The 14,175-nt window shown below is 74.9% G+C and carries 13 protein-coding genes; 7 read left to right on the forward strand and 6 right to left on the reverse strand.

Going from position 1 to position 14,175, the window contains the following annotated elements; translation table 11 throughout:
* Window positions 1–102 precede the first annotated feature (102 nt).
* The 3 genes from rarD to SJY06_RS08760 form a co-directional block, all read right to left on the reverse strand.
* Window positions 103–1,038, reverse strand: coding sequence for an EamA family transporter RarD (gene rarD, locus SJY06_RS08750; protein ID WP_380166633.1), 936 nt, complete (start codon window positions 1,036–1,038; stop codon window positions 103–105).
* A gap of 28 nt (window positions 1,039–1,066) precedes the next feature.
* Window positions 1,067–2,290, reverse strand: a complete 1,224-nt coding sequence (gene serA, locus SJY06_RS08755; RefSeq protein ID WP_380166635.1) for a phosphoglycerate dehydrogenase — start codon at window positions 2,288–2,290, stop codon at window positions 1,067–1,069.
* 72 nt (window positions 2,291–2,362) lie between these two features.
* On the reverse strand, window positions 2,363–2,962 hold the full coding sequence (locus SJY06_RS08760) for an ArsR/SmtB family transcription factor (protein ID WP_380166637.1): 600 nt from the start codon (window positions 2,960–2,962) through the stop codon (window positions 2,363–2,365).
* Between the two features lie 66 nt (window positions 2,963–3,028).
* Between SJY06_RS08760 and SJY06_RS08765 the strand changes: the two genes are divergently transcribed.
* Complete coding sequence (locus tag SJY06_RS08765; RefSeq protein ID WP_380166639.1) at window positions 3,029–4,342, forward strand: MFS transporter; 1,314 nt, start codon at window positions 3,029–3,031, stop codon at window positions 4,340–4,342.
* Between the two features lie 6 nt (window positions 4,343–4,348).
* Here SJY06_RS08765 and SJY06_RS08770 read toward each other — a convergent pair whose 3' ends face one another.
* Window positions 4,349–5,455, reverse strand: coding sequence for a 2-oxoacid:ferredoxin oxidoreductase subunit beta (locus SJY06_RS08770; protein ID WP_380166641.1), 1,107 nt, complete (start codon window positions 5,453–5,455; stop codon window positions 4,349–4,351).
* On the reverse strand, window positions 5,452–7,365 hold the full coding sequence (locus tag SJY06_RS08775; RefSeq protein WP_380166643.1) for a 2-oxoacid:acceptor oxidoreductase subunit alpha: 1,914 nt from the start codon (window positions 7,363–7,365) through the stop codon (window positions 5,452–5,454). Before SJY06_RS08775 ends, SJY06_RS08770 begins: the two co-directional genes overlap by 4 nt.
* A gap of 204 nt (window positions 7,366–7,569) precedes the next feature.
* Here SJY06_RS08775 and htpX point away from each other — a divergent pair, with 204 nt between their 5' ends.
* Complete coding sequence (gene htpX / locus SJY06_RS08780) at window positions 7,570–8,466, forward strand: zinc metalloprotease HtpX (protein WP_380166645.1); 897 nt, start codon at window positions 7,570–7,572, stop codon at window positions 8,464–8,466.
* Window positions 8,463–9,053 (forward strand): thermonuclease family protein, encoded by a 591-nt coding sequence (locus SJY06_RS08785; RefSeq protein WP_380166647.1) that lies wholly within the window; start codon window positions 8,463–8,465, stop codon window positions 9,051–9,053. Before htpX ends, SJY06_RS08785 begins: the two co-directional genes overlap by 4 nt.
* A gap of 6 nt (window positions 9,054–9,059) precedes the next feature.
* Here SJY06_RS08785 and SJY06_RS08790 read toward each other — a convergent pair whose 3' ends face one another.
* A complete protein-coding gene (locus SJY06_RS08790) occupies window positions 9,060–10,565 on the reverse strand; it encodes an FAD-dependent oxidoreductase (RefSeq protein WP_380166649.1) in 1,506 nt (501 codons plus the stop codon).
* An 84-nt stretch (window positions 10,566–10,649) separates the two neighbouring features.
* On the opposite strand from SJY06_RS08790, the gene SJY06_RS08795 reads away from it, so the two are divergent.
* The 4 genes from SJY06_RS08795 to SJY06_RS08810 are packed head-to-tail and all read left to right on the forward strand — an operon-like array spanning window position 10,650 to window position 14,092.
* On the forward strand, window positions 10,650–11,696 hold the full coding sequence (locus tag SJY06_RS08795; RefSeq protein ID WP_380166651.1) for an ABC transporter substrate-binding protein: 1,047 nt from the start codon (window positions 10,650–10,652) through the stop codon (window positions 11,694–11,696).
* A gap of 7 nt (window positions 11,697–11,703) precedes the next feature.
* A complete protein-coding gene (locus SJY06_RS08800) occupies window positions 11,704–12,570 on the forward strand; it encodes an ABC transporter permease (protein WP_380166653.1) in 867 nt (288 codons plus the stop codon).
* Window positions 12,567–13,337, forward strand: a complete 771-nt coding sequence (locus SJY06_RS08805; RefSeq protein WP_380166655.1) for an ABC transporter ATP-binding protein — start codon at window positions 12,567–12,569, stop codon at window positions 13,335–13,337. The genes SJY06_RS08800 and SJY06_RS08805 overlap by 4 nt, the downstream gene beginning before the upstream one ends.
* On the forward strand, window positions 13,334–14,092 hold the full coding sequence (locus SJY06_RS08810; RefSeq protein ID WP_380166657.1) for a class I SAM-dependent methyltransferase: 759 nt from the start codon (window positions 13,334–13,336) through the stop codon (window positions 14,090–14,092). Before SJY06_RS08805 ends, SJY06_RS08810 begins: the two co-directional genes overlap by 4 nt.
* The last annotated feature ends 83 nt before the right edge of the window (window positions 14,093–14,175 follow it).

Genomic DNA, 14,175 nt, shown 5'->3' on the forward strand with positions numbered 1-14,175 from the left:
CGTCCGGGTGACCGGTCGACCGACGGACGGTGAACACGAGGCCAACAGGCCGTGACTCCCTGATTCACCAGCCCGTCGTGCGCTATTGCGGTGGGGCGGCCCTCAGCGGGCGGCCTGCGCCCCCTGGGCCGTCGTGGCGCGGGCGAGCCGGCGGGCCTCCGCCCGGGACCGGCCCGCGCTGCGCAGCCCGTCGACGCTGAAGACCGCCAGGGCCACCCACACCAGGGCGAACCCGGCCAGGCGCAGCGGTGGCATGGGCTCGCCGAAGACCAGCACGCCGATGCCGAGCTGCATGACCGGGGTGATGTACTGCAGCAGCCCGACGGTCGACAGCGGCACCCGGCGGGCCGCCCCGGCGAACAGCAGCAGCGGCAGCGCCGTCAGGAACCCCGACCCGACCAGCAGCCAGAGCAGCCCGGGGCCCTCGCTGACGAAGTGGCTCTGCCCGGCCAGCTGCAGCCACACCAGCCCGGCCAGGGCGACCGGGGTCAGGACGGCGGTCTCGACGCTCAGCCCCGGCAGCGCACCGACGCCCCGACCGACCCGGTTCTTGAGCAGGCCGTAGCAGCCGAAGCTCGCCGCCAGGGCCAGGGCGATCCACGGCGGACGGCCGTAGTCGACGGTCAGCACGGCCACCGCCACGGTCGCGATCCCGACGGCCACCCACTGCGCCCGGCGCAGCCGCTCGCGCAGCAGCAGCACACCGAGCAGCACCGACACCAGCGGGTTGATGAAGTACCCGAGCGAGCCCTCGACCACCTGGTCGGAGTTGACGGCCCAGATGAACACGCCCCAGTTGACGCTGAGCACCACGGCCGCGGCGGCCAGCACGGCCACCTGCCGGCGGGTGACGGCTCGCAGCGCGGCCCAGGAGCGGCCGATGGTCAGCAGCAGCAGGCACGCCAGCAGGGACCAGACGATGCGGTGCAGCACGATCTCGACGGCCCCGGCCCGCTCGAGCAGCCGGAAGTACAGCGGGAACAGGCCCCACATGCCGTACGCGCCGATGGCGAGCAGCACCCCCGACCGCGAGCTCACGGCCGCGCCAGGGGCGGGTGCGCCGACCTCACGCCGACACGACGCGGGTGGAGATGGTCTCGGGCACGGCGGCCAGCGCGTCCAGGAAGCCGCTGGGCAGGGGCCCGGCGACGTCGGTCAGCGCGTAGCCGACCGACCCGCGGGTGCTCAGCAGCTGGCCCTCGATGTTGACCAGGTGCTCGGCGAGCAGCTGGTTGACCCGCGCCATCGCGCCGGGGACGTTGTGGTGCAGGTGCGCCACCCGGCAGGTCCCCGCCCGCAGGTCCATGGTGACGGTGGGCAGGTTGACCGACAGCGACGTGGTGCCGGCGGCGGCGTAGTCGCGCAGCTTGCCCGCGGTGAACCGGCCGATGTCCTTCTGGGCCTCTGCGGTCGACCCGGCCACGTGCGGGGTCAGGATGACGTTCTTGAGCCCGCGCAGCTCGGAGTCGAACGGCTCGCCCTTGGCCTTGGGCTCGGTGGGGAACACGTCCACCGCGGCCCCGGCGATGTGGCCCGTCTCCACGTGCCGGCGCAGCGCGGCGTAGTCGACCACGAAGCCGCGGCTCAGGTTGAGGAACAGGCTGCGCGGACGCATGGCGGCGAACTGCGCGGCGCCGAACATGCCGGCGTTGCCGTCGCGCCCGTCCACGTGCAGCGTGACCGTGTCGGCCTCGGCCAGCAGCTCGTCCAGGCTCGCGCAGGCGCGGGCGTTGCCCAGGGCCAGCTTCTCGGTCGAGTCGTAGAACAGCACCCGCATGCCGAGGGCCTCGGCCACGACCGACAGCTGGCTGCCGATGTTGCCGTAGCCGACGATCCCGAGGGTGCGGCCCCGGACCTCGTGCGCACCCTCGGCGGACTTGTCCCAGATCCCGGCGTGCATCAGGTCGTCGCGCTCGGTCAGCCGGCGCGCCAGCGCGATGATCTCCGCCACCGCGAGCTCGACGACGCTGCGCGTGTTGCTGAACGGCGCATTGAAGACCGCGACCCCGCGGTCGGTGGCGGCGGCCAGGTCGATCTGGTTGGTGCCGATGCAGAACGCGCCGACGGCCAGCAGGTCCGGGGCCGCAGCCAGCACGTCGGCGGTGACGTGGGTCGTGGAGCGGATACCGAGCAGGCTGACGCCCTGCAGCGCGTCGGTCAGCTCGGCGGCGTCCATGGCGCCGGCGTGGGTGCGCACCTCGTAGCCGGCCGTGCCGAGCAGCTCGACGGCGTGGGGGTGGATGTTCTCCAGCAGCAGGGCGACCGGCGCGGCGGTGGTGGGGGAGGGCACGGGCTCATTGTGGCCCGTGGCGCGGGCCCGACGGCACGGCCGCCCACGTGCTGGTGGCCTGGTGCCCCGGGGTCAGTCCCGGTCCGGGTCCGGGTGCACCGACAGGAACACCGACCACGGCCGCCCACCGGGCGTGGGCGGACGGGCGGCGAAGTCCTGGAGCACCTCGTGCAGCCGGTCCTGCAGCTCGGCGTACCCGGTGTCGTCCAGGCGCAGCCCGAGCCGGCTGGTGGTCAGCTCCTCGGTGGCCACCAGCGCGGACTCGGCGACGAAAGCCTCCACCATCGGCCGGTTCGTGTAGGTCGGGTGCTCCATCAGCCACGACTTGCCGGTGGCGCGGTAGGGCCGGGGGCGGGACCCCCGGACGCCCTGCTGCGCGGGCAGCGCCTCCAGGAAGCCGGTGCCGACCAGGGTGCGCACGTGGTGCAGCACGCTGGCCGGCGGTCGGCCCAGCCTCTCGGCCAGCTGGGCGTTGGTCATCGGCTCGTCCAGGCACATCCGCAGGATGCGCAGCCGCAGCGACGACGCCAGCGCGCGCGCCTCGGCGTCGGTGGCCGGGCGCCGCTGCGTGCCGGCCCGCGTGCCCGCCCCCGTACCCACCCGCGTGCCGGTCGGCGGGGCGGCTGGGGCGGAGGCGGCGCCCGGGCCGGCCGCACGCTCGTCGGGGTCCACGGCGTCACGGTACCGGGGGGTCAGCACCGGTTGACATTTCCCAACCGGTCGCCCGACGCTGTCCTCGTGACTGCTGACGCCCCCGAGGGCTCCCGGCTGCGCCGCTGGTACGCGACCAGCCTGGTGGGCCACCCCGACGGCCGGGACTTCCGCCGGCTGTGGGTGGGCGACACCATCAGCCAGCTCGGCACCCAGGTCGGCGGGATCGCGCTGCCGTTGCTCGCGGTGTCGGTGCTGGCGGCGGACGAGCTCCAGATGGGCCTGCTGGCCACGTTCGAGAACCTGGCGTTCTTGGTCGTCGGCCTGCCCGCCGGGGCCTGGGTCGACCGGATGCGCAAGCGACAGGTGCTGATCTGGGGCGACGTGGTCCGGGGGGTGGCCCTGCTCAGCCTGCCCGTGGCGTGGCTGCTGGGCGTGCTGAGCTTCCCGCTGGTGCTGGTGGTGGCCCTGGTCGTCGGCGTGGCGACGGTGTTCTTCGACGTCGCCTACCAGTCGTACCTGCCGTCCCTGGTCCCGTCGGAGCGGATCAGCGAGGGCAACGCCAAGCTGCAGGTGTCGGCCTCGGTCGCCCAGGTCGCCGGACCCGGTCTGGGTGGCGTGCTGGTGCGTCTGATCGGCGCGCCGCTGGTGCTGCTGGTCGACGCGGTCAGCTTTCTCGGTTCGGTGTGGTTCACGCTCCGCATCCGGCACCGCGAGGATCCGCCGAACCGGGCCGACCGGCGCCCCCTGCACGTGGAGGTCGGCGAGGGGCTGGGCTTCGTGGCGCGGCAGCCGCTGCTGCGCCGGATCGTGGCCACGACGGCGATCGGCAACCTGTTCCACGCCGTGGGCGGGGCGCTGCTGGTGCTGTTCGCGATCCGGGACCTGGGCGTCGGCGAGGCCGGCCTGGGGCTGGCGCTCAGCCTCGGCGCCGTGGGCGGGCTGGTCGGGGCGTTGGCCGCCGGCCCCCTGATCCGGCTCGTCGGGGAGGGGCGCACGATCGCGCTGTCCCTGCTGCCGACGCTGCCGTTCGCCGCCCTGGTGCCGCTGGCCGCGGGGCAGCCCCGACCGGTCGCGATCGCGATGCTCGGGGTGTCCGGGGCCGTGTTCGGCGTCGGGGTGGTCGTCTACAACGTGGCGCAGGTGTCGTTCCGGCAGCGGCTCTGCCCCCGGCCCCTGCTGGGCCGGATGAACGCGTCGGTCCGCTTCGTGGTCTGGGGCACGATGCCCGTCGGTGCGTTCGCCGGCGGGGTCATCGGCGCCGAGGCGGGGGTGCTGGCCGCGTTGTGGGTCGGGGTGCTCGGGCAGTCCCTGGCCGTGCTGCCGGTGCTGCTCAGCCCGCTCGTCCGGATGCGGGACCTGCCCCGGCACCTGGACGAGCACGCCGGCGACCCGGCGTGAGGACGCTCAGTCCACCGTCCAGGTGTCGGAGCCGGTCAGCAGCGCCGTGAGGGCCGCGTCGTCGGCGGGGCCGCCGGCGGCCGACACGGCCCCGTCGACCTGCGAGCGGACCAGGTCGTCGTAGACGGGCCGGTCCACGGAGCGGAAGATGCCGACCGGCACGTGGCCCATGGCCGTGTCGTCGAGCCGGGACAGCGCGAACGCCGCCGACGGGTCGTCCGCCGCGGGGTCGTGCACGACCGCCTCGCGGCCCGTGGCCTCGGCCACGTCGCGGGAGACGACCTCGACCCCGCCGCCGTCCGCGCGGGCGACGACCACGTTCGCGTCGCCCTCGGCGCCACCGAAGCGCACCGGCTCGCCCGCGGCCAGGCGGACCAGGCGTGCGGTGGCCTCGTCGCGGTCCTTGAGCACGTCGAAGGCGCCGTCGTTGAAGATCGGGCAGTTCTGGTAGATCTCGACCAGCGCCGTGCCGCGGTGCTCGGCCGCGGCCTTGAGCACCTGGGTCAGGTGCGCCCGGTCGGAGTCCAGCGTCCGCGCCACGAAGGTCGCCTCGGCGCCCAGCGCCATGGACACCGGGTTGAACGGACCGTCGACGCTGCCCGCGGGCGTGGACTTGGTGACCTTGCCCGTCTCCGAGGTGGGGGAGTACTGCCCCTTGGTCAGGCCGTAGATCCGGTTGTTGAACAGCAGGATCGTCACGTTGAGGTTGCGCCGCAGGGTGTGCAGCAGGTGCCCGGCCCCGATCGACAGGGCGTCGCCGTCGCCGGTCACGACCCACACGTTGAGGTCGGGGCGGGCCACCGCCAGACCCGTCGCGAAGGTCGGGGCGCGGCCGTGGATGGAGTGCACGCCGTAGGTGTCCAGGTAGTACGGGAACCGCGACGAGCAGCCGATCCCGGACACGAAGACGATGTTCTCCCGGCGCAGGCCCAGGTCGGGCAGGAAGCCCTGCACCGCGGCGAGCACGGCGTAGTCGCCGCAGCCGGGGCACCAGCGCACCTCGTTGTCGGCGACGAACTGCTTGCGGGTCAGCGCCTCGCCCGCGTCCAGGGTGGGGACGCCCCGCAGCCCCTGACCGGGGCCGACGGCGGGCAGGCCCAGCTCGATGCTCATGCGTGCGCCTCCTGGTGGTGGTCGGGACCGAAACCGCGGGCGGTGCTGCGCGGTGGGGCGTGGGTGACGGCGTCGGCGATCGCCTGCTCGAGGTCGCCGGAGCTGAACGGCAGCCCGCGGACGGTGGTGTGGCTGATGACGTCGACCAGGTACTCGGCCCGCAGCAGCAGGGCCAGCTGGCCGAGGTTCATCTCCGGGACCATCACGCGGGGGTAGGACCGCAGCACGTCACCGGTGTTGGCCGGGAACGGGTTGAGGTGCGTGAGGTGGGCGCGGGCCACCTTGAGGCCCGAGGCGCGCGCCTTGCGGACCGCGGCGCTGATGGGGCCGTAGGTGGACCCCCAGCCCAGCACCAGCAGGTCCGCGCCCTCGGCCTCGCACGACCACGGGTCGTCCACGTCGAGGTCGGGCACGTCGACGCCGTCGACCTTGGCCTGGCGCAGCCGCACCATCCGGTCGTGGTTGTCCGGGTCGTAGCTGATCTCACCGGTGCCGTCGGCCTTCTCCAGGCCGCCGATCCGGTGCTCCAGGCCGGCGGTGCCGGGGACGGCCCAGGGGCGGGCCAGCGTGCCGGGGTTGCGGGAGTAGGGCCGGAACTTCTCCTCGGCCGGGACGTCGTCGGCGTGGGCGAAGCGCACCTTGACCCGGGGCAGGCTCGCCACGTCCGGGATGGGCCACGGCTCGGAGCCGTTGGCCAGGTAGCCGTCGGACAGCAGGATGACCGGCGTCATGTAGGTGACGGCGATGCGGACGGCCTCGCGGGCGGCGTCGAAGCAGTCGCCCGGCGTCGCGGCGGCGACGATCGGCAGGGGAGCCTCGCCGTGGCGACCGAACATGGCCTGCAGCAGGTCGGCCTGCTCGGTCTTGGTGGGCAGCCCGGTGGAGGGTCCGCCGCGCTGCACGTCGACGAGCACCAGCGGCAGCTCGAGCATGACGCCCAGTCCCAGCATCTCGGCCTTGAGCGACAGGCCCGGCCCCGACGTGGTCGTGACGCCCAGGGCGCCGCCGTAGGCCGCGCCCAGCGCCGCGCCGATGCCGGCGATCTCGTCCTCGGCCTGCAGCGTCGTCACCCCGAACCGCTTGAGCCCGGACAGGGTGTGCAGGATGTCGCTGGCGGGGGTGATCGGGTACGAGCCCAGCACCACCGGCAGGCCCGCGGTGTGGGCGCCGACGGCCAGGCCGTAGGCGAGCGCGGTGTTGCCGGTGATGTTGCGGAAGGTGCCGGAGCGGCTGGGGGCCGGGGCGACCTCGTAGCGGACGGTGAAGACCTCGGTGGTCTCGCCGTAGGCCCAGCCGGCCTCCAGCGCGCGCAGGTTGGCGGCCAGGATCTGCGGCCGGGCGGCGAACTTGGTCTCCAGGAAGCGGCGGGTGCCGTCGGTCGGGCGGGAGTACAGCCACGACAGCAGCCCCAGGGCGAACATGTTGGTCGAGCGCTCGGCGTCCTTGCGGCCCAGGCCGAGCTCGGCCAGCGCAGTCACCGTCATCGACGTCAGCGGCACCGAGTGCAGCCGGTAGGCCTCCAGGCTGCCGTCCTCCAGCGGGTTGGAGGCGTAGCCGACCTTCGACAGGTTGCGCTTGGTGAAGCTGTCGGAGTCGGCGATCACCGTGCCGCCGTGCGGCAGGTCACGTAGGTTGGCCTTGAGCGCGGCCGGGTTCATGGCCACCAGCACGTCGGGGGCGTCGCCGGGGGTGAGCACCTCGTGGTCGGCGAACTGCAGCTGGAAGCTGGACACGCCGGGCAGCGTGCCGGCAGGGGCGCGGATCTCGGCCGGGAAGTTGGGCAGGGTGGCCAGGTCGTTGCCCAGGGCCGCGGTCTCGGCGGTGAACCGGTCCCCGGTGAGCTGCATGCCGTCGCCGGAGTCCCCCGCGAAGCGGATGACGACGTGGTCGAGCGGGGTCGTGGCTGCCATCGTGGGTGTAACAACCTCTCCTCGTGGTGATTCCGATCCTATGAGCGGCTGTCCGGAGTACCGACCGAGGGCGGCAACGCCTGAGGCTTTCATTGCCGTAGAGCAAGGCTTTAGGCTTGCGACACTGAGGAACTGTGGTGCGCCTCACCGGCGTTCACGCAGCAGACTGGGGCGGTCGGCGCCCCCGGACGAGAGCGAGGAACGGTGCTCCAGCGGCACAACCACCACAACGGGTTCAAGACGGTGCTCCTGTTCGGGGCGCTGTGGGGGATCCTGCTGCTCGTCGGCGCGGCGCTCGCCGTCGCTTTCCGCAGCTCCGCGCTGATCTTCGTCTTCGCCGCCATCGGCGTCGCCACGACCGCGTACGGCTACTGGAACAGCGACAAGCTGGCCATCAAGGCGATGCGGGCCGTGCCGGTGACGGAGGCCGAGCAGCCCGCGATGTACCGGATCGTGCGCGAGCTGTCGGCCGTCGCCCAGCAGCCGATGCCCCGGTTGTACGTCTCGCCGACCGCCGCGCCCAACGCCTTCGCCACCGGACGCAACCCGCAGAACGCGGCCGTCTGCTGCACCGTCGGGATCCTCGAGCTGCTGGACGAGCGGGAGCTGCGCGGTGTCCTGGGCCACGAGCTGATGCACGTCTACAACCGCGACATCCTGACCAGCTCGGTCGCGGCCGCGGTCGCGGGGATCATCACGTCGATCGCGCAGTTCGCCCAGCTGAGCTTCCTGTTCGGGGGCGGGCGCAACAACAGCAACCCGCTGGCCATCATCGGCGTGCTCGCCTCCGCGATCCTCGCGCCGCTGGCCGCCGGCCTGGTGCAGATGGCCATCTCGCGCACCCGGGAGTTCGACGCCGACGAGGACGGCTCCGCCCTGACCGGGGACCCGCTGGCCCTGGCGTCGGCGCTGCGCAAGCTCGAGCAGGGCACCCAGCGGGCCCCGCTGCCGCCCGAGCGCGAGCTGGTCAACGCCTCGCACCTGTTCATCGCCAACCCGTTCCGCAAGGGCGGCGGCATGAAGACCCTGTTTGCCACGCACCCGCCGATGGACCAGCGCATCTCGCGCCTGGAGCAGCTGGCCTACGGCTCGCCCACGTGAGGTCGGCCCGCACCGGCGCCACAGCCGTGCTGGGGCTTGGGCTGGCGCTCGGGCTGGCCCTCGGCGCGGGCGGCTGCGGCGGCCCGGACCTGGCCGAGCCGTTCGCGTCCGTCGAGGCCCGGGCGACCACCGACGTGTCCTCGGTCGCGGCCCCTGCCGACGCCCAGGAGGTCACCGTCGAACGCGTCGTGGACGGCGACACCCTGCTGGTCTCGGGCGAGGCGGGTGCCGTGCTGCCCGACGCCGGCGAGCACCGGGTGCGGCTGCTGCTGGTGGACACCCCCGAGGTGGACGGCCCGAACGCGACCGAGGAGTGCCTGGGGCCCGAGTCGTCGGAGTTCACCACCGACCTGCTGCCCGCGGGCAGCACCGTCCTGCTGGCCGCCGACGAGGAGACGACCGACCAGTTCGACCGGTTGCTGGCCTACGCCTGGACCCCCGAGGGCGTCTTCGTCAACGAGGCGCTCGCGGCCAACGGGTTCGCCTACGCCGTGGTGCTGCCGCCCAACGACGAGCACGTCGGGGTCGTGACGGACGCGGAGCAGCGGGCCAGGGAGGCCCGGCTAGGGGTGTGGGGCAGCTGCTGAGGGCGCTCAGCGCCCGAGCAGGCGGTCCGTCACCGCCTCCCACACCCATGACCACGACGGGTAGGCGTGCTGCGCCGACAGCCCGCCGAGCCCGGTCCGGCCGCCGCTCCACTGCGCCACGGTCAGGCCCAGCCGTCCCACCAGCGCGACCTCGCTGACGAGCTCGCCCGCACCCGGACCGACCAGGACCGCGCCGGCCACGCGACCGCCGTCGACCAGCGGGCCGTCGGGGCGGCGCGGGTCCGGCACGCCGACCACCCGCAGCTGCACGAAGCCGCCGCGGGTCCAGGCCCGGCCCCCGCCCGGCAGGGCCGCGGTGAGCGCCCGGTCGTTGCGCGACAGGGGCAGCCGGACCCGACGGCTCACCAGGCCGTCGGTGCCGTCGGTGCCCTCCGGTGCGTCTGGGCTCTCGGGGGCGCCGACGACGGCCACCTCGGGGTCGGTGTAGACCACCTCGGGGACCCACGTCGGGTCGAACGACACCCGGTGGCCCAGCAGGGTCGCCGCGGCGACCCGGCCGGTCGCGACCGCGACGTGCGTGCTGGGCCGCAGCCCCGTGACGTCACCCGCCGCGCACACCCGCGCGGCGGTGGTCCGCATGGCCGCGTCGACGACCAGACCGCGGTCCCGGCGGGCGACGGCGGGGTCCTGCAGCGCGTCGGTCACCGGCTCCCGCCCCGCGGCCAGCAGCAGCAGGGCCGGCTGCGGCGCCCCGTCGTGGGCGACGTCCCGCGCGCCGTCCCGCAGGGCCGACGGCAGCACCTCCGGCCCGGCCCCGGTCACGACCCGGACGCCGTCGGCCCGCAGGGCGGCCGCGACCACGTCCCCGGCGCCGGGGACGCCGGTCAGCAGGGTCCGCTCGCGCTCCAGCAGGACGACGCCGGCCTCCCCGCCGACGCGCAACCGGGCCAGGGCCTGGGCCAGCTCGACCCCGCTGGCGCCACCGCCGAGCACGACGACCGGTCCGCGGGGTCCGGACCCGGCCCGGTCCAGGTGGTCCTGGACGGCCTCCAGCCAGCCGTCGGTCGTGCTGACGAACTGGCCCGCGGTGAGCGCGAGACCGAGCCGGTCCGCACCGAGCGGTCGCGACCCCGTGGCCAGGACGACCCCCGCCGTCGGGGCCAGCACCGTGCCGTCGCTCAGCCGCACCCGAGCCCCGGGGAGCAACCCGGCCCGGTCGCGGACCACGTCGACGCCGGCCCCGCGCAGCGCGGTCTCGCTCTCGGTGCGCGCGACGCGGGCGACCACCGACCGGGCGTGGGCCAGGGCCGAGCCGGCGTCGAGACCGGCGCCGGCGGCCTCCAGCACGGACTTGGTCGGCACGCAGCCGTGCCAGGTGCAGTCCCCGCCCAGCGGTCCCTCGGCGACGAGGCGGACCGCCGCCCCCAGAGCGTGCGCCGCCGTCGCGGCGGCCAGCCCGGCGGCGCCCCCGCCCACGACGACCATGTCCGGCGGGCCCGTGACCGATCCGCCGGCGTCCCCGCGCCGAACCTCCTCCGACCCGGTCGCCATGCGACGATCCTCACACCCGGGGACCGGTCGTGCCGCGCGTCCGCGCCGCGACGACCCCGACCACCGACTCCGGAGGACCCCACCGTGACCCGCATCCCCGTCCCGCCGTTCCGTCACGCCGTCACCCGCCGCCGGCTGCTCGGTGCGGGCGGTCTGGCCGCCGGCGGGCTGGCGCTGGCGGCGTGCGGTGGCTCGGAGCCCGACGCCGCCGGGGCCCCGAGCGCCGCGGCCGGCGCCCTGGCCCCGCTCGAGGACGGTCGCCAGGTCACGATCCGCACCTGCGTGTACGCCCAGAACCACGCCAGCTCGATGCTGTTCTGGGAGCGCTTCGCCCCCGAGGGCGTCACGGTCGAGGTCACCCCGGTGACCAACACCGCCGACATCATCGCCGGCCTCGAGGGCGGCACCCTGGACTTCGGTCTGATGTCCCCGTACGTGCCCATGCTCACGCAGGCCGAGGGCGGCATCAGCTCCAAGGTCGTCGCCATGGTCGCGCGGCAGGGCTTCGGCCTGGTCGGGCGCGCCGGTGAGGTCGAGAGCATCGAGGACCTGGCCGGCCGCCGCATCGCGGTGCCGCCGCCCGGCGCCCAGGTGCTCGTGCTCAACCTGCTGCTGGAATCCGCCGGGCTGCTGCTGGGCCGTGACGTCGAGGGGATCCCGCTCGGCTACGCCGACCACGTCGCGGCCCTGGCCGGGGGCGACGTCGACGCGTTCATGGGCAGCGAGCCGCCGTGCAGCCAGGCCGTGTCCGAGGGCACGGGCGTCCGGCTGCCGGGCGTGTTCGACACCCCCCTCGGCGACCTCAACACCGCGCTGTGGGCCTCGGCCACGGTCCTGGAGGACCCCGAGGTCGTCGACCTGACCGTCCGGATGCAGCAGGCGGCGGCGGAGTACATGACCCCCGACGGCGAGAACGACCCCGAGGTCTGGCGCGGTCTGCTGGTCGACAGCTTCGGCTTCGACGAGGCCGTCTACGACGAGGTGCTGGGCAACGTCGGGGCCCAGTGGCGCTTCGACGAGGAGCGCCAGTCGCAGTTCGAGGCGGTCGGGGCGGCCCTGGTCGAGACCGGCGAGCTCGAGGCGGAGCCCGACAACGAGGCGTTCTACGCCCTCGAGTACTGGGACCTCTGAGGTCGTCGTGTCGCAGGGGCTGATCGAGTCGACCCGGGCCGAGGCCGCGGCCGGCGGCGGGTTCGGCTCGCCGCGTGCACGCCGTCGGCGGGGGCGCCGGCTGGTGGGGCTGCTGCTGCCGCTGCTGCTCCTGCTGGTGTGGCAGGCGGCGGTGTGGGCCGAGGTGCGCGACCGCAACCGGCTGCCCTCGCCGCTGGACGTGCTCGAGGCGGCCCAGCGCTTCTTCCTCACCCCGTCGGGGCCCGTCCTGGGCGGCACGATCCCGTTCACGGGCGCGGGCTGGCAGCACCTGGCCGCCAGCCTCGAGCGGACGGGCGTGTCGTGGGGCCTGGCCGTCGCCGTGGGTCTGGCGCTCGGCCTCGGGCTGGGCCTGTCCCGGTGGTTCGCCGACCTGACCGACCCGCTGCTCAACGCGCTGCGCGCCGTGCCGCTGTTCGCCTGGCTGCCGCTGGTGATCGTGCAGTTCGGGCTGGGCGAGCAGGCCGCCCGGACGCTGGTGTTCGTCGGGGCGCTGTGGCCGGTCGTGATCGCCACGGCGGACGGCGTGGCCCGGATCCCGCGCCAGCACATCGAGACCGCCCGCATGCTCGGCACGCCCCGGGCGCGGATGTGGCAGCGGGTGTACCTGCCCAGCGCGCTGCCCGAGATCGTCACCGGGCTCCGGCTGTCGCTCACGCTGGCCTGGACCTGCGTCATCGTCGGTGAGCTGGCCGGCATCACCTGGGGCGTCGGGGCGATGATGAATGCCGCCCGGGAACGGGGCAGCACCGACCAGATCGTCGTGGGCATCGTGGTCTTCGCCCTGGTCGGCTACACCGCGGACCGGTTGCTGCGCCTGGCCAGCCGGCGCTGGGTCCGCTGGGCGGACACGTGAGCCCCGCCCTCCCGGGCCCCCACGCGGCCACGGGCACCCTGATCGCGCACGGGCTGCGGCTGTCCTTCGGCGACCTGCTCGTGCTGGACCGGGTCGACGTGCAGGTCTCGGCCGGGCAGACCCTCGCCCTGCTGGGTCCCAGCGGCTGCGGCAAGTCGACCCTGCTGCGGGTGCTGGCCGGGTTCGAGACCGCCGACGAGGGCTCGCTCACCCTCGACGGGCACGAGGTGGTCGGCCCGTCGCCGCTGCGCGGCATGGTGGCGCAGGCGGGGACCCTGTTCCCGTGGCTGACGGTGCGCGACAACATCGCCTTCGGCCCGCGCCAGACCGGGGCCGCCGACGTCGCCGGCACCGTCCGCGACCTGCTGGCGGTGACCGGGCTCAGCGAGTTCGCCGACGCCCTGCCCCGGCAGCTGTCGGGCGGGATGCGGCAGCGCGCGGCCATCGCGCAGGTGCTGGCCAACCGGCCCCCGGTGCTGCTGCTCGACGAGCCGTTCGGGGCCCTGGACGCCCAGACCCGGCTGCGGATGCACGAGTGGCTGCGCGGGCTGCTCACCGAGCGGCCCACGACCACGGTGCTGGTCACCCACGACGTCGAGGAGGCCCTGCTGCTGGGCGACCGGCTCGGGCTCATCAGCGCCCGGCCGGCCCGGGTGCAGTCGGTCCGGGACCTGCCGTTCGGGGCCGACCGCGGTCGGCACACCCTGGTCGACCCCGCCTTCGCCGGGCTGCGGGCCGAGGTGCTCGAGCAGGTCCTGACGGCGTGAGCGGCTGGGACGGCTTCCTCGCCGACTACCACGCGAGGCACCCCGCCGTCACCGAGGACCTGCTCCGGCCGATGCGCGGCCCGGGCGGGGCGCAGCCGTACGAGTGGCTGTGCCAGGGCGTCGACGTCGACGCCCCGGACGCCCGGGTGTGGGACCTGGCCTGCGGCAGCGCCCCGGTCGCCGACGTGGTCGGGACCGCGCGCTACGCCGGGGTGGACGTGTCGACGGCGGAGCTGGCCGTGGCGCGCGCCCGGCGCCCCGGGGTCCGGGTGAGCCACGGCGACGCCCTGACCGTGGACCCGCCCGGGCGGCCGAGCGCCGTGACGGTCGCGATGGCCCTGATGCTGCTGCCGCTGGACGACGCGCTGTCGCGGGCCGCGGCCCTGCTGGGCCCCGGGGCGCCGCTGCAGGCGATCGTGCCCACGCGCGAGCACGGGGCCGGCACCGGGTACGGCGAGCTGCTGGACCTGCTCGGCCAGCAGGGTCGCGGCTACCGCCAGCCGCTGGAGCCGGCCGCCCTGGCCGCGGCCTGCGCGCGGCACGGCCTGGTGCTGCGTGACGACGAGGTGGCCGTGTTCCGGCGCCCCGTGCCGGTGGCGGACGTCGACCTGGTGGTCCGCTCGTTCTACGTCCGCCACCCCGACGGGCCCGGGCCGGAGGCGGCCCGCGCCTGGCTGGCCGAGCGCGCCGAGAGGCCCGGCTACGAGCTGGACTACCCGCTGCGACGCGTCCGGATGGTGCGGGCCGGTGGTTGAGCGCAGCGGCGGCAGGGGCCGCGTCGACAGCGGCGGCGGCAGCGGCAGGGTCGACCACGACGGTGCGGGTCCGGACGACGGCC

This window comes from Jannaschia sp. R86511, assembly GCF_042466345.1.
GTDB lineage: Bacteria > Actinomycetota > Actinomycetes > Actinomycetales > JBBAYJ01 > Aquipuribacter.